At 71.4% G+C, this 22,151-nt stretch carries 16 protein-coding genes and 1 tRNA gene; 6 read left to right on the forward strand and 11 right to left on the reverse strand.

Annotation, left to right across the window (positions count from 1 at the left end; genetic code table 11):
- Nucleotides 1-63: 63 nt before the first annotated feature.
- Complete coding sequence (locus tag SY2F82_RS26245; RefSeq protein WP_200421620.1) at nt 64-1,794, forward strand: serine/threonine-protein kinase; 1,731 nt, start codon at nt 64-66, stop codon at nt 1,792-1,794.
- A 7-nt stretch (nt 1,795-1,801) separates the two neighbouring features.
- On the opposite strand, the gene SY2F82_RS26250 is transcribed toward SY2F82_RS26245, so the two are convergent.
- Nucleotides 1,802-3,130, reverse strand: a complete 1,329-nt coding sequence (locus tag SY2F82_RS26250) for a hypothetical protein (RefSeq protein WP_236041798.1) — start codon at nt 3,128-3,130, stop codon at nt 1,802-1,804.
- Between the two features lie 327 nt (nt 3,131-3,457).
- Nucleotides 3,458-3,586 carry a DLW-39 family protein gene (locus tag SY2F82_RS39125; RefSeq protein ID WP_003999697.1) on the reverse strand — a complete coding sequence of 43 codons (129 nt, stop codon included), beginning with the start codon at nt 3,584-3,586 and terminating at the stop codon, nt 3,458-3,460.
- Between the two features lie 349 nt (nt 3,587-3,935).
- Between SY2F82_RS39125 and SY2F82_RS26260 the strand changes: the two genes are divergently transcribed.
- The 3 genes from SY2F82_RS26260 to SY2F82_RS26270 all read left to right on the forward strand — a co-directional run bounded on the left by SY2F82_RS26260 (nt 3,936) and on the right by SY2F82_RS26270 (nt 6,047).
- Nucleotides 3,936-4,310 (forward strand): DUF6344 domain-containing protein, encoded by a 375-nt coding sequence (locus SY2F82_RS26260; RefSeq protein ID WP_200421622.1) that lies wholly within the window; start codon nt 3,936-3,938, stop codon nt 4,308-4,310.
- A gap of 340 nt (nt 4,311-4,650) precedes the next feature.
- Nucleotides 4,651-5,271 carry a GntR family transcriptional regulator gene (locus tag SY2F82_RS26265; RefSeq protein ID WP_200421824.1) on the forward strand — a complete coding sequence of 207 codons (621 nt, stop codon included), beginning with the start codon at nt 4,651-4,653 and terminating at the stop codon, nt 5,269-5,271.
- 8 nt (nt 5,272-5,279) lie between these two features.
- Nucleotides 5,280-6,047, forward strand: a complete 768-nt coding sequence (locus tag SY2F82_RS26270) for a glycosyltransferase (protein WP_200421623.1) — start codon at nt 5,280-5,282, stop codon at nt 6,045-6,047.
- A 337-nt stretch (nt 6,048-6,384) separates the two neighbouring features.
- Here the strand turns inward: SY2F82_RS26270 and SY2F82_RS26275 are convergent, their stop codons facing one another.
- Together SY2F82_RS26275 and SY2F82_RS26280 are read right to left on the reverse strand one after the other, a co-directional pair.
- Nucleotides 6,385-7,308, reverse strand: coding sequence for an FkbM family methyltransferase (locus tag SY2F82_RS26275; RefSeq protein ID WP_200421624.1), 924 nt, complete (start codon nt 7,306-7,308; stop codon nt 6,385-6,387).
- Nucleotides 7,309-7,435: 127 nt separating this feature from the next.
- Complete coding sequence (locus tag SY2F82_RS26280) at nt 7,436-7,861, reverse strand: hypothetical protein (protein WP_236041799.1); 426 nt, start codon at nt 7,859-7,861, stop codon at nt 7,436-7,438.
- Nucleotides 7,862-8,399: 538 nt separating this feature from the next.
- On the opposite strand from SY2F82_RS26280, the gene SY2F82_RS26285 reads away from it, so the two are divergent.
- The gene (locus SY2F82_RS26285; protein ID WP_200421626.1) at nt 8,400-12,404 is read left to right on the forward strand and encodes a WD40 repeat domain-containing protein; all 4,005 of its coding nucleotides are present in this window, start codon (nt 8,400-8,402) and stop codon (nt 12,402-12,404) included.
- Nucleotides 12,405-12,711: 307 nt separating this feature from the next.
- Entirely contained in the window at nt 12,712-13,164 is a 453-nt protein-coding gene (locus SY2F82_RS26290; RefSeq protein WP_200421627.1) for a hypothetical protein, read from the forward strand.
- A gap of 232 nt (nt 13,165-13,396) precedes the next feature.
- On the opposite strand, the gene SY2F82_RS26295 is transcribed toward SY2F82_RS26290, so the two are convergent.
- The 7 genes from SY2F82_RS26295 to gnd form a co-directional block, all read right to left on the reverse strand.
- Nucleotides 13,397-13,473, reverse strand: a tRNA-Ile gene (locus SY2F82_RS26295).
- Nucleotides 13,474-13,597: 124 nt separating this feature from the next.
- Complete coding sequence (locus tag SY2F82_RS26300; protein WP_200421628.1) at nt 13,598-14,311, reverse strand: DUF3566 domain-containing protein; 714 nt, start codon at nt 14,309-14,311, stop codon at nt 13,598-13,600.
- Nucleotides 14,312-14,329: 18 nt separating this feature from the next.
- Nucleotides 14,330-16,924, reverse strand: coding sequence for a DNA gyrase subunit A (gene gyrA, locus SY2F82_RS26305; RefSeq protein WP_200421629.1), 2,595 nt, complete (start codon nt 16,922-16,924; stop codon nt 14,330-14,332).
- A gap of 42 nt (nt 16,925-16,966) precedes the next feature.
- Entirely contained in the window at nt 16,967-19,051 is a 2,085-nt protein-coding gene (gene gyrB, locus SY2F82_RS26310) for a DNA topoisomerase (ATP-hydrolyzing) subunit B (protein WP_308437791.1), read from the reverse strand.
- Between the two features lie 363 nt (nt 19,052-19,414).
- Nucleotides 19,415-19,948, reverse strand: a complete 534-nt coding sequence (locus tag SY2F82_RS26315) for a DUF721 domain-containing protein (RefSeq protein WP_200421630.1) — start codon at nt 19,946-19,948, stop codon at nt 19,415-19,417.
- On the reverse strand, nt 19,945-21,066 hold the full coding sequence (recF, locus tag SY2F82_RS26320; protein WP_200421631.1) for a DNA replication/repair protein RecF: 1,122 nt from the start codon (nt 21,064-21,066) through the stop codon (nt 19,945-19,947). Before recF ends, SY2F82_RS26315 begins: the two co-directional genes overlap by 4 nt.
- A gap of 52 nt (nt 21,067-21,118) precedes the next feature.
- Nucleotides 21,119-21,994, reverse strand: coding sequence for a phosphogluconate dehydrogenase (NAD(+)-dependent, decarboxylating) (gene gnd / locus SY2F82_RS26325; protein ID WP_200421632.1), 876 nt, complete (start codon nt 21,992-21,994; stop codon nt 21,119-21,121).
- Between the last annotated feature and the right edge of the window lie 157 nt (nt 21,995-22,151).

The following is a 22,151-nucleotide window of genomic DNA, read 5'->3' on the forward strand; positions in this document are numbered from 1 at the left end:
TCTCGCGCCGGGGGGTGCGCGGGGGTCCTCGTCGCCGTCCGGGAGGGGGAGCGACGTACGACCATGGGTGAGGTCTTCGCCGGGCGGTACGAACTGATCGATCCCATCGGGCGCGGGGGAGTCGGTGCGGTCTGGCGCGCCTGGGACCACCGGCGACGCCGCTATGTGGCCGCGAAGGTGCTGCAGCAGAGCGACGCCCACTCCCTGCTGAGGTTCGTGCGCGAGCAGGCACTGCGCATCGACCACCCTCATGTGCTGGCGCCCGCGAGCTGGGCCGCGGACGACGACAAGGTGCTGTTCACCATGGACCTGGTCGCCGGTGGCTCGCTCGTCCACCTCGTCGGGGACTACGGGCCGCTGCCCCCGCCCTTCGTCTGCACCCTGCTGGACCAGCTGCTGTCCGGGCTCGCGGCCGTGCACGCGGAGGGGGTCGTGCACCGGGACATCAAGCCCGCCAACATCCTTCTGGAGGCCACCGGGACGGCACGGCCCCGGCTGCGGCTGTCGGACTTCGGCATCGCCATGCGGCTGGGCGAGCCACGGCTGACGGAGACCGATTACGTGGTGGGCACGCCCGGTTATCTCGCTCCGGAGCAACTGCTGGGCGCGGAGCCGGACTTCCCGGCCGACCTGTTCGCCGTGGGACTGGTCGCCCTGTATCTGCTGCAGGGTGCCAAGCCCGACGCCAAGGCGCTGGTCGAGTACTTCACGGCCAACGGGACGCCGGGGGCGCCACAGGGCGTGCCCGGGCCGCTCTGGGAGGTCGTCGCGAACCTGGTGCAGCCGGATCCGGCCGCGCGGTTCCGTACGGCGACCGGGGCGCGCAAGGCGCTTGCCACGGCCGTGGAGCTGCTGCCGGAGCCGGGGCCCGACGCGGAGCAGGTGGAGATCTTCGACCAACTCGGGCCGCTTCCGCCGGGGTTCGGGCCCGACGGGCCGGTGCGCGCGGGGGCGGGCGGTGCGGCCGGGGGGGTGTCGGCGGACGGGGTGTCGGCGGACCGGGTCTCGGCATCGTGGCCGGCGACCGGTTCGATACCACCGCGGCCGACCACGGCGCCCCCGACGACCGGTGCGGGGACGGCCGGTGCCGGGCCCGGGGTTTCGGGCACCGCAACGCCCGGGCCGCCTCCCCCCGCCGTACGGCCCCTGGCCGCTCCCCTCGTCGTACCGCCCAGACCCACCGTGGATCCGACGCCGTCGCCCTGTCCTGCACCTTCGGCCGCGTCGGAACCGATGCCCGACACCACGTGGACGTCCGACACCAGGTGGACGTCCGGCCCCACGCCGACGTCCGGCGCCACCCCGACGGCCGGCCCCACGCCGACGTCCGGCGCCACCCCGACGGCCGGCCCCACGCCGACGTCCGGCGCCACCCCGACGTCCGACCCGGCGCCGCCTTCGCGGCCGTCCGCCATGTCGGACACCGGGAGTTTCCATCTGCCGCCGCCGCTGCCGTTGCCGCACGAGGCGGTCCCCGTGGTGCCACGGCCGCCCGCCCGGCCGCCGACACCGCCCACGGAGACCGTGGCCCCGGCCCACGCCCCGCACCACGACCCCACCCGCGTGCCCTCCGCCACGGCGCCCGCGGCAACCCCGGCGGTCGCCGTACAGCAACACCTCCGGGCCCACGGCGTCCCCTCCCCGCACGCCGCCACGCAGCCGCAGCGGGTCGCCCGGCACGGCAGGCGAGCGGCCGCCCGGCGCCCCGGCCCGCCCGCGAAGGTCGCCGTGCTGGTCCTGCTCCTCGCGCTGCTGTGCTACGCGGTCGGATTCTGGGCGTTGCTGCGGATCTGAGCGGCGGTCACGCGGCCCATCGGCTGCGCGCCCGCCGCCGCGCGGCGGCCGTCCACACCGCGAGCACCAGGACCAGGGCGGTCCCGGTGCCGATCCCGCCCACCGCGACCGCCGTCATGGTGTGGGAATCGCGGTACCCGGCTGCGGCCGTTCCCTCTCCCCCGCCGCCTCCGGGCGTCCCCACCACGGCTTCCTCCCGGTCGGCCGCCGTCACCCGGAACACATCACGCGGCGCGGACCACCCTGCGTACGCCGGAGGGGATGTCGCCGTCCCGCCCACCCGCACGCGCAGCGTCAGGCCGAACGGGCCGTTCCCGAACCGCTGTGCCACGGGTGCGCCGAGGTGCACGGCGAGGTAGTACCAGCCCGCGAACCGCATACCGCTCGTGCGCTCACCGGCGGCGTGGCGGTTGGCGTAGGCGACGGGCGGCAGCGGGGTGAGGGCCGCCGAGGTCTGGGCACCGCTGTACCCGGTGGTGGCGTCGTCGACGTGGCCGCGTACGGGGTTGTACAGCGCCATGGCCAAAGCGGTGCCGACGTAGCCGTCACCGGGGGAGTCGCCGGGGGAGCTGCCCAGCTCGGCGGTGGCGGAAAGCTGCCGGCCCCAGTCGACGGGCACCTTGTAGAAGAGGGTCTGCCCCGGCCGGATCGCGTCCTGCCAGACGCCCTGGCCCAGAGCGCTCGCCGTGGCGAAGCCGGCCCCGCCCGGGCGCCGGACGGGGTCGCCCAGCAGGGCGTCGGGGGTCGCGGAGTTCCAGGCGCCGGGCGGTGTGGTGGCCGTGGCGTCCGGCTGCCGCAGGGAGGGTTCGGAGACGTAGTCCAGCTCCAGGTCCCACGCGCCGGTCGCGGAGCCGGACAGGTCGCGCCGTTCGACGACCGCGTAGTACACCCCGGCGTCCTTGCACCCGTAGCTGCCGGGCCCGGTCTCGCGGGCGGCCCACGCGGCGACGGGGTGCGGGCTCTGGGTGGGGCCGAAGTGTGTGGTGCCGGAGGAGCAGGTGGTGCCGTCGGCGTCCTGGACGGAGACGCGCAGGCCGTCGGAGGCGGAGACCTGGGCGCCGGCCCGGGGGACGGCGGTCGCGGAGACGTAGGCGTTGGTGGTGGCGTCGAGGTCCAGGCGGTAGTAGAGCTTGCCGACCGCGGGGAGGGTGCTCCGGTAGGTGTGTCCGGGCTCAAGGCGTGCGGCGTCGGTGGTGCCGGTGGCGCCCTGGACCGTTCCGGCGTCGGACGCGAAGGCGTACGGGGCGGGCGTGGCGTCTGCCGCCGGGGCGGCCTGGGCGGCTCGCGCGGGGAGCGCCGGGGTGACACCGAGCGCGGCCGTTGTGCACAGGGCCACCACCGCGTGCGCCTGCGTGAGCCTGCGCCCTCGCGCTACGCGCCGCGCTTCCGTGCGCCACCACATCCCGCGCCCCCTCTGGCCGTATGCCGCCCCGGACCGGACCGGGCCGTTCGCCCATCCTGCCCCGCCGGCCACAAGGGCATCAGGGCATCACCGAGGAGCGGCCGAAATGCTCACCCCGAGGAACGGCGCTTGCGGCAGCAACGCGGCAGCAATCGATCCCTTGACGGGCAGGAGCGCGTCGGGAAGTCCCTGGAGAAAGCAACACAAAACCCCGACCGCGTCGGCGGCCGGGGTCTGCTCTGAACTGCTGTCTGTCGGAACTCACGAACCCGTGGGCACGGAGTCAGTCGCCTCCGTCCACAGATCCTGCTCGGCGCGATCCGCCTGGATCTGGCGGTACACGAGGAGCCCGCCGATGGCGGCCAGTGCGACCAGGAGAAGCTTCTTCACCGCGCGACCTCGTCTTTCCTTGACGTAGGGGACCTCTGGCGCCCGACTATACACACCGAGCGATATCGATCGGTGACCTGAGCCGGCGCTCAACTCCGGCCCGGCGCAGCGCAGTACGACCGGACCTCACCGCTGACGATCCGCGGGTGAGCGGACCTCACGGTGTGTGACGTCCACCGCCCTCCACCACTGATTTCCGGCCCTTTTCGGCCTTGTGCGACCCCGTGCGCCCATCCGGGTGGTGTTCATCCGAAGATCGACGCGGCACGGGCGTCGGTCCACCACTTCGGAGCCCTCATACACATCATGAGGAAAGTACGCAAATCGCCCAACCCGAAAGTGAGGGGTCATGGCCCGGAACAAGGTCATGAAGCTGTGGACCGCCGTCGTCACCGCCTTCCTGGCGTTGTGCGCCGCGCTCGGATTCGCCACCACGAACGCCACCACGGCCGCTGCCGCGTCCGTACCACAGCCGCAGTCGGCGCGCACCTCCGGCCCGCAGGTGACGCTGCCGTGGCCGGCGCACGGACACCGGGCCCTCGCCCAGTCCCTGCCCCCCACGATGAAGCAGCGCATCAGGGCGGAGGCCCACGGCTCCTCCCCCTCCTGCCGCCACCGCCCGTCCCCGGCCACCGCCGCCGGCACGCCCCTCACCCACCAAGCCCTCCGCTCCCACGCCGTACCACGGCCCTTCGAGGAGCCGACCGTGCTGCTGCGCAGCTGACGGATCCGCGGACGACGTTCAGACAGAAACGCTCAGGGACCGAAACACTCAGGGACCCGAAGACTCAGGGACCCGAAGACTCAGGGACCCGAAGAAACCCAGGGACCCACCGAGGCGACTTGCGTACACGCCGACGGCAGACGACCCGGCACCTGCTCCCAGGTGCCGGGCAGTCTGCCGTGTGCTCGTCTTCCGGCACCGGCGCCTTGACCCGCGCCCGTGCCCCTTCCCGAGTCGTCAGGAGCTCTTGAGGAGTCCTAGGCTGGCCTGGAGGGCCCCCGACGGATCGGTGAGAGCACCAGTGCCCAAGGCGTACGAGCTGATCGCGGACGACCGGCTGATGGACGGACGGCACGGCCACGGAACCCGCGTACGGCGTCAGCGGACGCTCGTGGTGCGCCACAACGGGCGGCACCAGTGGGAGAAGGACCGCGCCCGGCAGCCGCTGGCCACTCGGGCGCGGACCGGGGCGACGGAGCACGACACCGGGCTCCCGTCGCACCACCTCGTGTTCGTCGCGAGGTACCGCGAGACGGAGGCGCCCAAGGACCTCGCGGACGCGTTCGGCGTCCCGGACGGCACGGTCCTGCTGGAGCGCACCTACCGGACGCGCTGCGCGGCCGAGACCGCCCCGTTCAGCCTGGTGACCTCCTACCTCGTCCGTGACGTGGTCGCGGGGAATCCGGACCTGCTGGACGACTCCAACGAGCCCTGGCCCGGCGGCACACACAACCAGCTCCGCACGGTCGGCATCGAGGTCGACCGCATCGAGGAGCGCTTCACCGCCCGTCCACCGACGCCCGAAGAGGTGCAGGAGCTGGAACTTCCGCCCGGGACGCCGGTGATCCTGCTCCGCAAGACCTCGTACGACACCGGTGGCCGCGTCGTGGACATCACCGACGTCACACTGCCCGGCGACCGCACGGAGCTGGTCTTCGTCACTCCCCTGGAAAGGTGGTGAGCGCAGCCGTGAGCGGGCGCCTCATCGTCGTCACCGCTGTCCACGCCCCGTCGGCCCGGTTCCTGCCGGAGGCGTACAAGTCCCTGGGCGAACAGTGGCTTCCGGACGGCTGGGAGTGGCACTGGGTGATCCAGGAGGACGGGGAGACGGACGACGTCCGCCCGTACGTCCCGGACGACGAGCGCGTGACCTTCCGTCAGGGCCGGCCCGGTGGGCCCGGCGTCGCCCGCACCATGGCCCTGGCGCACACCGACGGCGCGTACGTGAAGGTGCTGGACGCCGACGACCAGCTCCCGCCGGGCACCCTGGCCCGCGACCTGGCCGTCCTGGAGGCGGACCCCGCCCTCGGCTGGACCACGTCCCGCGCGCTGGACCTCCTGCCGGACGGCTCGACGGCCGGCTTCCCCGGCGATCCGGTGGACGGGCCGGTCGAACGCGGCGCGGTCCTCGACTTCTGGAAGGCGAACGACTTCCGCGCCCAGGTCCACCCGGCGACGCTCTGCGTCCGGCGCGATCTCCTGATGGCGCTCGGGGGCTGGATGGCGCTGCCGGCGTCCGAGGACACGGGCCTGCTGCTCGCGCTGAACGCCGTGAGCCGGGGCTGGTTCTCCCGGGAGGTGGGGCTGCTGTACCGGAAGTGGCAGGGGCAGGCCACGGTCCAGGCCTCGCATGTCGATCCCGCCGAGCGGGAGCGGCGTATGGCGGTGGTGGAGGCAAGGGCCAGGGCGTTGGCGTCCTGCGGCTGGCGGTACCCGAGCCCCGGAAGCACGACCTGACCGCGGGACCCTGGCGCCCGGAAGCACCGTCTGGCACAGGCCCCGCGCGCCCGGGAGCACCATGTGACCCAGGGGCCGGATGCCCGGCAACACCGTCTGGCCCAGGCCCCGCGTGCGGGAAGCACCGCCGGGGCCCCGCCTGCGCGCCCGCCACCACCATCGGACCGGATGCCCGGCAACACCGTCTGCCCCAGGTCCCGCGTGCCCGGAAGCACCGCCGGGGCCCAGCCCCGCGCGCCCGCCACCACCATCCGCCCCCAGGGGCCGGATGCCCGGAAGCACCACCCGGCCGCACTCCCGCTGCCGGGACGCGGCGCGACGCGACGCGACGCGCGCGTCAGGGCAAGGTCTCGGCGTCCACCCGGGAGAAGACCACATCGGTCTCTTCGACGACCGGACCCCGCAGGCGGACCGCCACCCCGGGCGTCCCGCTCAGCGCTCGCGGGTAGCTCTCGGCCGCGTAGTCGTTGGCCAGCCGGTAGGCGTGGAAGCCGGCATCGGACATGGTGCGCATCAAGTCCTCGGCACGGTCGCCGAGTCGGGCCATCCGCTCGGGGGTCACCTCCACGGTGATCTCCGCGTCCGGCCGGAGCTTGTCCAGCACGGGCGCCAGTCCGCGGACGACGCCGCCCTCCGCCCCCTCCACATCTATCTTGATCACGCGGGCGTTCGCGATCTCCTGCGGATCGAGCAGCTCCGGCAGCGGCAGGGCGTCGATCTCGAAGGTGGACTCGGCGGGCCCGTCGTACGGGACGATGCTGTTCGCGCCCATGTTGCGCGAGCTGGCGAGCACGAAGGTCAGTGTGGTGGGCGCGTCGGAGACGGCGGCGTTCACGGCCCGGATGTTCCGGCACCCGTTCAGCCGGGCCTGCTGCACCAGACGGTGGTGGAACTCCGGCGATGCCTCGATCGCCACCACCTGTCCCCGATCGCCCACGAGGTGTGAGGCCAGCACGCTGAAGACGCCGATGTTGGCCCCGACGTCGATGAAGCCGTCTCCCGGCTTCAACCGGCGCTGGATCCAGCGGGTCATGTGCGGCTCCCACACCCCGAAGAGATACAGGTACCGCTGGATCAGGTCCTGGGTGTCGACCGCGAACCGCGCACCGAAGCGGGTCTCGACGACCCGTCGGCGCGGGTGGTCCCGCAGATGCGGGTTCAGGAACCGGGCGGCCACAAGCGCCTTGCCGAACGAGCCCGGAGCGTCCCGTACATACCGGCGGCCCAGGGTGACCAGGGCCTCCGCAACGGTACTGCTCATCCGGTCCGCCTCTCTCTCCGTCCGCACAGAGGCAACCGTAGCGCTCCGCGTGCGAGGCGGTGCCGGACCGAGGGGCCTGGGGCCCGGGTCGTCGGGGCTTCGGGCGTCGCGCGCCCGGCGGGAGTCGTCAGACGGACGCCCCTTGGCCGCCGGCAGCGGCGAGCCAGTGGGCGACGCGACGCACCGTGGGCTCGTCGAGCCGCTCCACCAATTCCCGGAGGGCCTCCGTGTCCTCCTGCGCGAGGTCGTACAGCCCTGCCTTGCTCAGGCCGGTCATCAGGACCTGGTGGCGGCGGTCGGCCATGCGTTCGGCGAGCTTGCCCGGCTCCGCGCTGCTCCGGGCAGGGCGCGGAAGCGGTGCCGAGGCGGTCGTGCCCCCCGGCGCGTCGAACAGATGCCAGGCGCCGTCCTTCGGGCCCCACACCGCGACCGTCACGTCGTCTCCGCGCGCCCGCGCGGTCTGGGTCATCTCACCGACCGCGTACAGCACGGCTGAGCGGTGGGGCGACTCCGCCGCCACCCGCCAGGCGGCCGTGGACGGCTGGTGGTACATCGCGACCCACCGTGGGGTGCCCGGCGGCCGGGGACTTGGCGGACGTGTCTGCACTGCACCCACCCTTTCGGAAACGGTACGGCAGGGCAGACCGTAACTGACGGACCGTCAGTTATCCAGGGGCGTGCGGCGGCGGACGGCGGCGTACGGCGGCCATGACGGCAGCCCGGGACACTCGGGTGCAAGCGGGAGGCGTTTCTCCGCGCCCCACCGTCCGGCACCGGTCCCTCCCCTCGTGGAGACCGGTGCCGAACCGGGTGGTGGCGTCGAGCCGAGCCGTACCGGCGCGGTCGAGGAAAGGCGGGGCGCGTCGCGGACGTGCGTGCGTCGCGGACGTGCGGCAGCGCACGCCGTCTCGCCGAGCGCCGATCCAGTGGCCTGTCCGGGCACCGCGCGGTCGGTTCGCTCCCGCGCAGTGGATCCTGCCAGTTGATGCCGTCAGCGAGGAGATTCCGGTACGGTCCGGGCGACTTAACCGCAGGTCAGCCGTATAAGGTGAGTTTTCCGGTCCGGACGTCAGGTGCGGTGGAAGTAAGGGGTGGGGACCTTGAGTTCCGACTCGGGAGCACGCACGGCCTTCGCGGAACGTCTCGCCCTGCTGTACAAGGAGGCCGGCAACCCTCCCCTCAAACGCGTGGCGGAGGCGGTCGTCCGGCTTCAGCGGGTCGACGAACGAGGGCGCCCCGTGCGGGTGTCCGCGCAGCGGATCAGCGACTGGCGGCGGGCCAGGAACGTGCCCGCCCAGTTCGCCGCCCTCGCGGCGGTGCTGCACGTCCTGATCCCCGAAGCACGGCGCTCACGGCCCGCACCGGTGTCCACCGGCCTGTACGACCTCGCCCAGTGGCAGCGCCTGTGGGAGCGCGCGGTGGCCGACCCGGTCGGCGACCGCCCCCCGGCGTCCGAGGAGGAGGCGGAGGACGAGGAGCGTTCCTCCGCCGACGCCCCGGCCGTCCCCGGTGGCGTGTGCCCGTACCGGGGGCTGGCTCCCTACCGTCGGGAGGACGCCCGGTGGTTCTTCGGCCGGGAGCGGTGGACGGCCGCCCTCGTCGGCCAGCTGGAGGCGGCCGAGCGGACCGGCGGCCTGGTCATGCTCGTGGGCGCCTCGGGAGCGGGGAAGTCCTCCCTGCTGAACGCCGGTCTGGTGCCCGCCCTGCGCGGCGGCCGGGACAGGGACGTGCTGCAACTCGTACCGGGCGGCGACCCCCTCGCGGAGCTGACCCGTCGGATCCCCGAGCTCGCCCCCGTCCTGTCCGCCGAAAAGGAAGCGGAGACCGAAGAGCCCGGCACCGGGCGCTTCGAGCACGCGGTGCGGGAGGCCGTCGCGGCCTGGGCGCGGCGCGAGACGTCCCGCGCCACTCGCCCGGTCGTCATCGTGGACCAGTTCGAGGAGGCGTTCACCCTCTGCCCGGACGAGGCCGACCGGCGCACGTTCGTCCGGCTCCTGCACGCCGCGTGCTCGCCCGCCGCCCCCGGTGACCTCGCCCCCGTGCTCGTGGTCCTCGGCATACGCGCCGACTTCTACGAGCAGTGCCTCGGACATCCCGAACTGGCCGACGCGCTCCAGCACCGGCACATGGTGCTGGGGCCGCTGACCACCGCGGAGCTGCGCGAAGCGGTGTCGCGTCCGGCCAGGGCCGTGGGGCTCGAACTCGAACCGGGACTGGCGGAGCTGATCGTCCGGGAGGTCGGCGTCGACGGCCCGCGCGGGGCGCACGACGCGGGCGTGCTGCCCCTGCTCTCGCACGCCCTGCTCGCCACCTGGCAGCGGCGCAAGGCGGGCCGGCTGACGCTGGCCGGCTACCGCGCGGCCGGCGGGATCCAGGGAGCGGTGGCGGCGACGGCCGAGCGGGCCTGGTCCGGTCTCGACCCGGCGGCGCGCACGGCCGCGCGCCTGCTCCTGCTCAGGCTGGTCCGGCTGGGCGAGGACACCCAGGCCACCCGCAGGCGGGGGACCCGGCGGCAACTGGCGGAGGAGTCGACGGACCCCGGCAAGACGGAGGAGTCGCTCGAAGCGCTGGTTCGCGCCCGGCTGGTGACGCTCGACGCAGAGACCGTGGAGATCACCCATGAGGCGCTGCTCCACGCCTGGCCACGCCTGCGCGACTGGATCGACGAGGACAGGAACGGGAACCTGCTGCGCCAGCGGCTGGAGGAGGACGGCAGGGCCTGGGAGGACTCCCGCCGCGACAGCGCGCTGCTGTACCGGGGCTCTCGGCTGGAGCAGGCGCACACCTGGGCGAAGTCCTCGGGTGACACCTTCCTCACCCGCAGCGCGGTGGAGTTCCTGGCCGCTTCGGTCCGGCTGCGCAAGCGCACCGTCCGGCTCCGGCGGGGAGCCGTGGCGGCGCTGGTCGTCCTGGCGCTGCTGGCGATCGGCTCGTCGGTGGTCGCGTGGCAGCAGCGGGACGACGCGGTGTTCGAGCAGGTGGTCGCCGAAGCGGACCGGGTGCAGTCCACGGATCCGTCGCTGTCCGCCCAGATCGACGTCGTGGCCCACCGCCTGCGACCGGACGACGAGGGCACCAACAGCCGCTTGATCTCCATCGTGAACGCGCCGCTGGCCACGCCGCTGCTCGGCCACACCGGCGCGGTCTACCTGACCTCGTTCAGCCCGGACCGGCGGACCCTGGCCACCGCCAGCTACGACCGGACCGTCCGGCTGTGGGACGTCACGGACCCGGCGCGCCCGCGCCCCCTGGGCAAGCCCCTCAGGGGCCACACGAGCTGGGTGAGCAGCGCGGTGTTCAGCCCGGACGGCCGCACCCTGGCCAGCGCCGGGGACGACGGCACGATACGGCTGTGGGACGTGACCGACGCCCGGCACCCGCGCTCGCTGGGCGAGCCCCTGAACGGCCACGACGGCACGATCTTCCTGGCCGCCTTCAGCCCGGACGGGCACACGCTGGCCACCGCCGACGAGGATCACACCGTCCGGCTGTGGAAGGTCACCGACCCCCGGCATCCGGTCTCGCTCACCAAGCTGACCGGCCACACCGACGCCGTACGGTCCATCGCGTTCACCCCCGACGGGAAGACACTGGCGTCCGGTGGCGACGACACCACGGTCCGGCTCTGGGACGTCACCGACCCGCGGAACCCGCACTCCCTGGGCGCGCCCCTGACCGGCCACACCCATACCGTGCACTCCGTGGCCTTCAGCCCGGACGGCAGGACCCTCGCCAGCGGCAGCGCGGACGACACCGTCCGGCTGTGGAACGTCACCGACCTGCGGAACCCCAGCTCCCTCGGCGAGCCCCTGACCGGCCACACCGGCCCGGTGTGGTCCGTGGCCTTCAGCCCGGACGGGTCCCTGGTCGCCGCGGCCAGCGCGGACAGCACGGCGACCCTGTGGAACGTCAGCAACCCGGCCTATCCGTCGCAGGTCGGTGAACCGCTCGCGGGCAGCAGCGGCGAGATGTACGCCCTCGGCTTCAGCCCCGACGGGCACACCCTCGCCACCGGCAGCGGCGACAGCAAGGTACGGCTGTGGTCGATACGGAGGTCGGACATGATCGGCCGGATCGGCGCGTTCAGCCCGGACGGGAAGGTCCTCGCGACGGCCGCGGGCGACAGCAGGATCCGGCTGTGGAACGTGACGGACCCCGAGCGGCCCGTGGCACTGGGCAAGCCCTTCACGACCGGGGAGCGTGACCTGCGGTCGCTGGTGTTCTCACCCGACGGCCGCACCCTCGCCGTCCTGACGGGGACCGGCAACACGGTCCAGCTGTGGAACGTCGCCGATCCCGCCCATCCGGTCTCCTACGGCCCGCCCGTCCCGCTGCGGACCCGGTACGCGGGCGCCGACGCGCTGGCGCTCAGCCCCGACGGGCACACACTGGCCGTCGACTACGACGACCGCACCATCCAGCTGCTGGACATCACCGACCCGGCCCACCCTCGCCGCCTCGGCAAGCCCCTCACCGGCCATGCCGGCTACGTCAACGCCCTCGCCTACAGCCCCGACGGCCACACCCTCGCAAGCGGCAGCGCCGACGGCACCGTGCGGCTGTGGAACGTCACCGACCCCAGGCGCCCGCGCTCGCTCGGCTCGCCGCTCACCGGGCATCTGGGCCCGATCAACACGCTCGCCTACAGCCCGGACGGCCACACACTGGCCAGCGGCAGCGACGACGACACGGTCCGGCTGTGGAACGTCACCGACCCGCTCCACACCACCCGGCTGGGCACCGCCCTCACCGGCCACACCGAGGCGGTCGTGTCACTGACGTTCAGCCCGGACGGGCAACGGCTGGCCAGCGGTGGCAACGACAACACCGTGCGGCTGTGGAACCTGACCGACCCGGAGAAGGCCTCCCCCATCGGCCAGTCGATGAGCCCCAACGCCAAGACCGGCAACTTCCTCTCCTTCAGCCCCGCCAGTCACCTGCTCGGGGTGTCGAGCGGCGCGGACACCGTCCGGCTGTGGAACCTGGACGTCGACCAGGCCGTCCGCCGCATCTGCTCGACCACGCGGGGCGTTCTGACGCCGGAGAAATGGCAGGAGTATCTGCCCCGCCTCTCGTACGACCCCCCGTGCGACTGACAGTGATCCGGATCACAACCCCGGGTCGCCGTCGAGCAGTCGCCCCCCGCCGCGCAAATGACCTTGTTACCCTTGGCCATAGCCCGATCGCCGGTGCATCCCCCGTCGCCGGCGGTCGGGCGTTTCCATGCCCCGGCACGCCTCCTCCGGAGGAAGGCGTACACCGCCGACTGCGTCTGCGCAGGCACAGACCGCCCGGACGCGGCCTCCCCCGTAGAGGCCAAAAGCCCCCCGGCTCATCAGATCGATCACAGGCGACCGTCGACACCGGCCAACCGGGCCTGCGCTCGGCTGGCAGCATGGCGGCATGGAAATCATCCCGGGACGTGGTGTCGACCTCGTCAAGATCGGCGACCACCGCCCGCACGTCGAAGAGCGCGTCGGACTGCCACATCACGGCCCCGGAGGCGAGCGCGCCGTCTACAACACTTCGCCGATGCTGGTGATCACCTATGCGGCGGACGGCACAGTCGAGCTCGTTGAAATCAGTTACAGCGGCGAGGGCGGAAATGCCGAAGCGCAGCTCGACGGAATCCAGCTGACCCACCGTTTCCTCGATGACGTCGTGTCCGATCTCCATGCTCGGGGGTACACCAGTACCCCCTCCGACATCGGTCACGACTTCCACGCCGGCTTCAGCGTGTGGTCCATGCACTCGCTGTGGGCACGCGACCTCGATCCGGCAGCCGGCGAGGACGATGAGCGCGCCGTCGCAGAGGGCGTCTCCGTGGCGCCGTACGCCTACTTCTGCGGGGGATGAGCTGCAGGTGCCGCAGAGCGGGGTCCCGGCTCCCCTGACCCACCACCCTCCCCAGCTCCCATCCCGTACGCCGTCCACCGGCGCACTGTGGACCGCGTCTGTTCGGCTCTGCCTGGGGCGATGCAGCCGACGAGCGGTGCCCCCCTCCACGCCACCTGCCGCGGCCCCGGCCATTGGTGTCAACCGGCGGCACCAAAAGACCCCCGGTCCTGTGGACCGGGGGTCTTCTCGCTGGTGGGGCTAACAGGATTTGAACCTGTGGCCTCATCCTTATCAGGGATGCGCTCTAACCAACTGAGCTATAGCCCCGCCGCGCTCTGCGGTGTGTCTCCCGCGCGCTGACCCCTGAAGATTAGCGCACCAGGTGGGAAGTCCCAAAATCGATACCCGGCGGGCGGGCTCCCGGGCCTCCGCGAGAGCGCGAGGGCGGTGTCTACTCGTCCTCCGCCAGCGTCAGTTCGATGCCGCCCACGAAGCCGGCCGACAGGTTGTAGATGAAGGCGCCGAGCGTCGCGAGGGCCGTCGCCAGGACGACGTCGATGACCGCGATGATCGTGGTGAACGTCAGGACGTGCGGCAGGGACAGGAACGATTGCAGATCGAAGCCGTTCGACTCGTTCGAGCCGGTGGCCTCCGAGATCGTGCCGCCGACCGTGGAGAAGACGCCCATCGCGTCCATGACCATCCACAGCACCGCGGAGGCCACGATCGTGCAGATGCCGAGCGCGATGGAGAGCAGGAAGCTGACCTTCATCACCGACCACGGGTCGGCCTTGGCCACGCGCAGGCGTGCCTTGCGGGTGCGGGGCATCGTGCCCGCCCCGGTACGGGGACGCCGTACGGCACCGGTGGGAGCCTGGGGCTGGTAGGCCTGCGGCGGGTGGTAGGGGCCCGCGGGCTGCTGCTGCCGGCGCTCTCCGGGCAGCGGGGACGCGGCCGGCTGCGCGCCGGGGGCGGGCTGCGCGGCGCCGGTTCCGGCCGAGCCGGAGCCGGGCTTCTGCTGCGGGTCGGGCGAGGGCGAGTCGGTGGCGGGCGGCTTGATCGCCTTCAGATTCGTCGTGTGCGGATCTGTCGCGTCCGCGGCGGAGCCACGGCCGCCGCCGTCCGTGTCCATACCGGTCGATCCGGCGCCCGTGGCTCCGCTCACGCTGACTCACTCCTCGTGCTACTCGGCCGAGGGCGCCTCACCCTCGTCCGTGCCGGTGGTCGCGGCACCTTCCGCGGTCTCGTCCACGGCCACGTCGCCGTCGACTTCCTCCGCCTCGCGTCCCGCCTCGGCGTTACGAGCGATACCGACCACGGCATCGCGCTTGCCCAGGTTGATCAGTTGGACGCCCATGGTGTCACGGCCCGTCTCCCTGATCTCATTGACCCGCGTACGGATCACACCGCCGGACAGTGTGATGGCGAGGATCTCGTCGGTCTCCTCGACCACCAGCGCGCCGACGAGCGAGCCGCGGTCCTCCACGATCTTGGCGGCCTTGATACCGAGGCCGCCGCGGCCCTGGACGCGGTACTCGTCGACGGCGGTCCGCTTCGCGTACCCACCGTCGGTGGCAGTGAACACGAACGTACCGGGTCGAACAACATTCATCGAGAGCAGCTCGTCGCCCTCACGGAAACTCATACCCTTGACACCCGAGGTGGCGCGGCCCATCGGGCGCAGGGACTCGTCGGTCGCCGTGAACCGGATCGACTGTGCCTTCTTGCTGATCAGAAGCAGATCATCATCGGGCGAGACCAGTTCGGCCCCGATCAGTTCGTCGTCGGAACCGTCCGCCGTCTCACGGAGGTTGATCGCGATGACACCGCCGGAACGGGGCGAATCGTAATCCTTCAGAGGCGTCTTCTTGACCAGGCCGCCCTTGGTGGCGAGCACCAGGTACGGCGCGGCCTCGTAGTCGCGGATCGCGAGGATCTCGGCGATCGCCTCGTCCGGCTGGAAGGCCAGCAGGTTGGCCACGTGCTGGCCGCGCGCGTCCCGGCCGGCGTCGGGCAGCTCATAGGCCTTGGCACGGTAGACGCGGCCCTTGTTGGTGAAGAACAGCAGCCAGTGGTGCGTGGTCGACACGAAGAAGTGGTCGACGATGTCGTCTTCCTTGAGCTTCGTGCCGCGCACGCCCTTGCCGCCGCGCTTCTGGGCGCGGTAGTCGTCGGTCTTGGTGCGCTTGATGTAGCCGCCGCGGGTGACCGTGACGACGATGTCCTCCTCGGCGATCAGGTCCTCGATGGACATGTCGCCCTCGTACGGGATCAGCTTGGTCTGCCGGTCGTCGCCGTACTTCTCGACGATCGCGGCCAGTTCCTCGCTGACGATCCCGCGCTGGCGGACCGGGGAGGCGAGGATCTCGTTGTACTCGTTGATCTTCGCCTGGAGTTCGTCGTGCTCCTGGACGATCTTCTGGCGCTCCAGGGCGGCCAGGCGCCGCAGCTGCATCTCGAGGATGGCGTTGGCCTGGATGTCGTCGATCTCGAGCAGGCCCATCAGGCCCTCACGCGCGATCTCGACGGTCTGGCTGGCCCGGATCAGGGCGATGACCTCGTCGATGGCGTCCAGGGCCTTCAGCAAGCCGCGCAGGATGTGCGCGCGCTCCTCGGCCTTGCGCAGCCGGAAGCGCGTACGGCGGACGATGACCTCGATCTGGTGCGTCACCCAGTGGCGGATGAACGCGTCCAGGGACAGGGTGCGCGGCACGCCGTCGACGAGCGCCAGCATGTTGGCGCCGAAGTTCGTCTGCAGGTCGGTGTGCTTGTACAGGTTGTTCAGGACGACCTTGGCGACCGCGTCGCGCTTCAGCACGATGACCAGGCGCTGGCCGGTGCGCGACGACGTCTCGTCGCGGACGTCCGCGATACCGCCGATCTTGCCGTCCTTCACCAGGTCGGCGATCTTCTGCGCGAGGTTGTCCGGGTTGACCTGGTAGGGCAGCTCGGTGACCACCAGGCACTGGCGGTTCTGGATCTCCTCGACCTCGACGACCGCGCGCATGGTGATCGAGCCGCGGCCGGTGCGGTAGGCCTCCTCGATGCCCTTGCGGCCCACGACGAGCGCGCCGGTCGGGAAGTCGGGGCCCTTGATGCGCTCCATGAGCGCGTCCAGCAGCTCCTCGTGGGAGGCCTCGGGGTTCTCCAGGTACCACTGGGCACCCGCCGCGACCTCCCGCAGGTTGTGCGGCGGGATGTTGGTCGCCATGCCGACCGCGATACCGGCCGATCCGTTGATCAGCAGGTTCGGGAAGCGGGACGGAAGGACCGTCGGCTCCTGGGAGCGGCCGTCGTAGTTGTCCGTGAAGTCGACGGTTTCCTCGTCGATGTCACGGACCATCTCCATGGACAGCGGCGCCATCTTGCACTCGGTGTAGCGCATCGCCGCCGCCGGGTCGTTGCCCGGAGAGCCGAAGTTGCCGTTGGAGTCCACCAGCGGCATCCGCATCGACCACGGCTGCGCGAGGCGGACCAGCGCGTCGTAGATGGAGGAGTCGCCGTGCGGGTGGTAGTTGCCCATGACGTCGCCGACGACGCGGGCGCACTTGTAGAAGCCGCGCTCGGGCCGGTAGCCGCCGTCGTACATCGCGTACAGGACGCGGCGGTGCACGGGCTTGAGACCGTCGCGCACGTCGGGCAGCGCGCGCGAGACGATGACGGACATCGCGTAGTCGAGGTACGAGCGCTGCATCTCCGTCTCGAGCCCGACGGGCTCGACGCGCAGGCCGCTCTCGCCGCCCTCTTCAGGCGTCACAGGCATGTTCTCGTCGGTCATTGCTGGTGAGGATCCTTCCTGGTGCGGTCAGCTGAGACCGACTCAGATGTCGAGGAAGCGGACGTCCTTGGCGTTGCGCTGGATGAACGCGCGCCGTGCCTCGACGTCCTCGCCCATCAGGACCGAGAACAGGTCGTCGGCCTGGGCGGCGTCGTCGAGGGTGACCTGGCCGAGGACGCGGTGCTCCTGGTCCATGGTCGTGATGCGCAGTTCCTCGGCGTTCATCTCGCCGAGACCCTTGAAGCGCTGGATCGAGTCCTCACGGACCCGCTTGCCGCGCTGCCGGCCCATCTCGATCAGCGCGTCGCGCTCGCGGTCCGAGTACGCGTACTCGATGTCGTCCCGGCCCCACTTGATCTTGTACAGCGGAGGACGGGAGAGGTACACGTGCCCGGCCTCGACCAGCGGCCGCATGAAGCGGAACAGGAAGGTCAGCAGGAGGGTGCTGATGTGCTGGCCGTCCACGTCGGCGTCCGCCATCAGGATGATCTTGTGATAGCGGAGCTTCTCGATGTCGAAGTCCTCGTGCACACCCGTTCCGAAGGCGGAGATCAGGGCCTGGATCTCCTGGTTCTGCAGGATCTTGTCGATCCTGGCCTTCTCGACGTTCAGGATCTTGCCCCGGATCGGGAGGATCGCCTGGTACTGCGGGTTGCGGCCGGACTTGGCCGAGCCGCCGGCGGAGTCACCCTCGACGATGAAGATCTCGCACTTGGCCGGGTCGTTCGACTGGCAGTCGGCGAGCTTGCCTGGCAGCGACGCGGTCTCCAGGAGGCCCTTGCGGCGGGTGAGGTCGCGAGCCTTGCGCGCCGCCACACGCGCGGTGGCCGCCTGGATGGCCTTGCGGACGATGTCCGCTGCCTCGTTCGGGTTGCGGTCGAGCCAGTCGCTCAGGTGTTCGTAGACCGCCTTCTGGACGAAGGTCTTCGCCTCGGTGTTGCCGAGCTTGGTCTTGGTCTGGCCCTCGAACTGGGGCTCGCTCAGCTTGACGGAGATGATCGCGGTCAGACCCTCACGGATGTCGTCACCGGTGAGGTTGTCGTCCTTCTCGCGCAGCAGCCTCTTGTCGCGCGCGTACTTGTTGATCAGCGAGGTCAGCGCGGCGCGGAAGCCCTCTTCGTGCGTACCGCCCTCGTGGGTGTGGATGATGTTGGCGAAGGAGTACACGCCCTCGCTGTAACCGCTGTTCCACTGCATGGCGACCTCGAGGGACAGGCTCTTGTCCTTGTCCTCGGCCTCGAGATCGATCACGGAGGGGTGCACCACGTCTCCCTTGCGGGAGTTGAGGTACTTCACGAAGTCGACGATGCCGCCCTCGTAGTGGTACGTGACGGTCTTGACCTCGTCCTTCTCGTCGGCACCCGCCTCGTCCGCACCGGAGGTGGCCTTCGCCGACTCGCGCTCGTCGGTGAGCCTGATCGTCAGGCCCTTGTTGAGGAACGCCATCTCCTGGAAGCGCCGCGAGAGCGTCTCGAAGGAGTACTCGGTGGTCTCGAAGATGTCCGGGTCCGCCCAGAAGGTGACCGAGGTCCCGGTCTCGTCGGTCGCCTCGTGCTGGGCGAGCGGGGCCGTCGGGACGCCCATCTTGTAGTCCTGCGTCCAGCGGTGGCCGTCGGTCTTGACCTCGACGGACACCTTGCTCGACAGGGCGTTCACGACGGAGACGCCGACGCCGTGCAGACCGCCGGAGACCGCGTAGCCGCCGCCACCGAACTTGCCGCCCGCGTGCAGCACGGTCAGCACGACCTCGACGGCCGGCTTCCCTTCGGAGGGGACGATGCCCACCGGGATGCCACGGCCGTTGTCGACGACGCGCACGCCGCCGTCGGCCAGGATCGTCACGTCGATCGTGTCCGCGTGACCGGCCAGCGCCTCGTCGACCGAGTTGTCGACGACCTCGTACACGAGGTGGTGCAGTCCTCGCTCACCGGTCGAACCGATGTACATGCCGGGTCGCTTGCGGACCGCGTCAAGACCCTCGAGGACGGTGATGGCGCTGGCGTCGTACGACGCGGTGACCTCGCCGTTGAAGGCGGCCTCCGCGCCGTTCAGGCCGGCGTCGGTGGACGGGATGTTCTCGTTGGGGTTGCCGGAATCGGCCACGAAGCGCCCTTTCTGGCACAGCACGAGCCGGGCTCGTCGGCGGGTTGCCGGAGCGGCTGCGGCATGTTGCGTTGGTAAGCCTTGATCAGCGTTGCTCAGCTTTTCCCGGACGGTCCCCACGTTCGGGGCGGGATTGTCCTCCAGTCTACCGGTAGCGCCGACAGTGATGGGGGTTTGCCGGTACCTGAGTCCGCATGTGCCGCCCTCAACCGGTCTCGCCCGACTCCCCATATGCGGAGCGGGGCTCCAGGAGGCTCTGAGCGGCACTCAGCGCTTCCGGCTGTCAACCCTTGGCTACGTGGGAGTGAGACCGGTGTTCGCGACCGCGTCCGGGCACACCGAAAGAGCCGTCGCCCCCTGCCGCAGACGAATTTTGTGTGATGTCTGTCACCCGTAGGTGTCCCCGGGCCCTGAGCTCCCCGGCGCGCGCAACGGGCCGAAGCGGCGGGCGGGACCGCCGGGGCCCTGGACCTTGATCAGCCGCACCGTGCCGTGCCCCAGGTCCTCATTGAGCCGCGCCACCAGCTGCGGCGCCAGCAGGCGCAGCTGCGTCGCCCACGCCGTGGAGTCGCACCGCACGACCAGGACCCGCTCGTCCTCGTCGTACGTCTGCGGAACGCAGTGCCGGGCGAGGTCCTCGCCGACGATCTGCGGCCAGCGGCCCATCACCCCGCCCACCGCGGCCGGGGTCTCCCAGCCGCGCTCGGCGATCAGCCGGTTGATCGCCGCACCCAGCGACATGGGGTCGCGGCGGTCGCCGCGCGCGCCGGAGCGCAGGCCGCCGCTACGCGCCTGCCTCTTCTGCTGCGCCGCCTCCCCCCGCGCACGTGCCTGCTCCTTCGCGGCCCGCAGCGCCACGCGCGCGAGGTCCACGCCGGACAGCTCCGGCGCCTTCTTCGGTGTGGGCTCGTCGGTGCTCATGCGCGCTCCACGGTGCCGTCGGACACGGAGTACCGCGTCCCCGTCAGTACGTCCGGTACGTCGTCGTCGACCGCGGCGGTCACCAGGACCTGCTCCCCGGGCGCCACCAGCTCCGCCAGCCGCTCGCGCCGGCGGCTGTCCAGCTCGGCGAAGACGTCGTCGAGGACCAGCACCGGCTCGTTGCCCTCCGCACGCAGCAGGTCGTACGACGCCAGGCGCAGCGCCAGCGCGTACGACCAGGACTCGCCGTGGGACGCGTACCCCTTCGCGGGCAGCTGGCCGAGCTTGAGCAGCAGGTCGTCCCGGTGCGGTCCGACCAGGGTGACGCCGCGTTCGATCTCCTGTTTGCGGGCCTCGGCGAGCGCCGTCGTCAACTGCTCGTAGAGGGCCTCACGCGTGTGTGCCTCACCGGGCGCGGACGGCTTGTACTCCAGGGCGACCGGGCCGCCGCCGGGCGCCAGTTGTTCGTACGCCTTGTCGGCGAGCGGCCCGATCGCCGCGATCAGATCGAGGCGCTGGGCGAGCAGTTCGGCGCCCACGCGCGCGAGGTGCTGGTCCCAGACGTCGAGGGTGGACAGGTCCATGGAGCGGCCGCCGTGACGGCGGGCCAGCGCGGCCGACTTCAGCAGGGTGTTGCGCTGCTTGAGGACCCGGTCGTAGTCGGAGCGGACGCCGGCCATGCGCGGGGAGCGCGCGGTGATCAGCTCGTCCAGGAAACGACGCCGCTCGCCCGGATCGCCCTTGACCAGTGCGAGGTCCTCGGGCGCGAACAGCACCGTCCGTACGATGCCGAGTACGTCCCGGGGCCTGACCTGTGAGGACCGGTTGATGCGGGCGCGGTTGGCCTTCCCGGGGTTCAGTTCCAGCTCGATCAGCTGCTGTCTCTCGCCCTGGCGCACCGCGGCCCGGATGATGGCGCGCTCGGCGCCCATGCGGACGAGGGGGGCGTCGGAGGAGACGCGGTGGCTGCCGAGGGTGGCCAGATAGCCGACCGCCTCCACGAGGTTCGTCTTGCCCTGGCCGTTGGGGCCGACGAAGGCGGTGACGCCCGGGTCGAGCGGGACTTCGACCCGGGCGTACGAGCGGAAGTCGGCCAGCGACAGATGCGTGACGTGCATGGTCGTTCGCCGACCTCCCCCAGGGTTGTGGACCGCCGTGCGGCCCTGTGGATTACTTCTTCTCTACGGCGTGGCCGCCGAACTGGTTGCGCAGCGCGGCGATCATCTTCATCTGCGGGGAGTCGTCCTGCCGCGAGCTGAAGCGGGCGAACAGGGACGCCGTGATCGCGGGCAGCGGCACCGCGTTGTCGATGGCGGCCTCGACGGTCCAGCGGCCCTCGCCGGAGTCCTCGGCGTAGCCGCGCAGCTTGTCCAGGTGCTCGTCGTCGTCCAGGGCGTTGACCGCGAGGTCGAGCAGCCAGGAGCGGATGACGGTGCCCTCCTGCCAGGAGCGGAAGACCTCGCGGACGTTCTCCACGGACTCGACCTTCTCCAGCAGCTCCCAGCCCTCGGCGTAGGCCTGCATCATCGCGTACTCGATGCCGTTGTGGACCATCTTCGAGAAGTGGCCGGCGCCGACCTTGCCCGCGTGGACCGAGCCGTAGGGCCCCTCCGGCTTGAGCGCGTCGAAGATCGGCTGCACCTTGGCGATGTTCTCGGGGTCGCCGCCGTACATCAGCGCATAGCCGTTCTGCAGGCCCCACACACCGCCGGAGACGCCGCAGTCGACGAAGCCGATGCCCTTGATGCCGAGTTCGGCGGCGTGCTTCTCGTCGTCCGTCCAGCGGGAGTTGCCGCCGTCCACGACGACGTCACCGGGCTCGAGCAGCTCGGCCAGTTCGTCGATCGTCGACTGGGTCGGGGCACCGGCCGGGACCATCACCCAGACCACACGCGGGCCCTTCAGCTTGCCCACAAGCTCTTCCAGGCTGTGGACATCGGCAAGGTCCGGGTTGCGGTCGTATCCGATGACGGTGTGGCCGGCGCGGCGTATCCGCTCGCGCATGTTGCCGCCCATCTTGCCGAGGCCGACGAGACCGAGCTCCATCAGTTGTTCCTTAGGTCGCTGTGTGGCGTGTGGGGCACGTTCGTACCCGTGTCCGAGCCTAAACCCGGACGGTCACGCACAGCTGTGGGCATACGCGCTCATACGTGGTCCCACCTGCGGCTTCCCCCTGGGACCCGTCATCCACCGGACCCCAGGG

Source organism: Streptomyces sp. Y2F8-2 (genome assembly GCF_014905555.1).
Classification (GTDB): domain Bacteria; phylum Actinomycetota; class Actinomycetes; order Streptomycetales; family Streptomycetaceae; genus Streptomyces; species Streptomyces cynarae.

What these genes read in the sequence shown, in the direction of transcription:
- gnd (WP_200421632.1), bottom strand. Translation starts at nt 21,994, where the DNA reads ATGGAGCTCGGTCTCGTCGGCCTCGGCAAGATGGGCGGCAACATGCGC.
- SY2F82_RS26275 (WP_200421624.1), bottom strand. Translation starts at nt 7,308, where the DNA reads ATGAGCAGTACCGTTGCGGAGGCCCTGGTCACCCTGGGCCGCCGGTAT.
- SY2F82_RS26245 (WP_200421620.1), top strand. Translation starts at nt 64, where the DNA reads ATGGGTGAGGTCTTCGCCGGGCGGTACGAACTGATCGATCCCATCGGG.
- SY2F82_RS26315 (WP_200421630.1), bottom strand. Translation starts at nt 19,948, where the DNA reads ATGAGCACCGACGAGCCCACACCGAAGAAGGCGCCGGAGCTGTCCGGC.
- SY2F82_RS26280 (WP_236041799.1), bottom strand. Translation starts at nt 7,861, where the DNA reads ATGTACCACCAGCCGTCCACGGCCGCCTGGCGGGTGGCGGCGGAGTCG.
- SY2F82_RS26260 (WP_200421622.1), top strand. Translation starts at nt 3,936, where the DNA reads ATGGCCCGGAACAAGGTCATGAAGCTGTGGACCGCCGTCGTCACCGCC.
- recF (WP_200421631.1), bottom strand. Translation starts at nt 21,066, where the DNA reads ATGCACGTCACGCATCTGTCGCTGGCCGACTTCCGCTCGTACGCCCGG.
- SY2F82_RS26265 (WP_200421824.1), top strand. Translation starts at nt 4,651, where the DNA reads ATGGACGGACGGCACGGCCACGGAACCCGCGTACGGCGTCAGCGGACG.
- gyrA (WP_200421629.1), bottom strand. Translation starts at nt 16,924, where the DNA reads ATGACCGACGAGAACATGCCTGTGACGCCTGAAGAGGGCGGCGAGAGC.
- SY2F82_RS26290 (WP_200421627.1), top strand. Translation starts at nt 12,712, where the DNA reads ATGGAAATCATCCCGGGACGTGGTGTCGACCTCGTCAAGATCGGCGAC.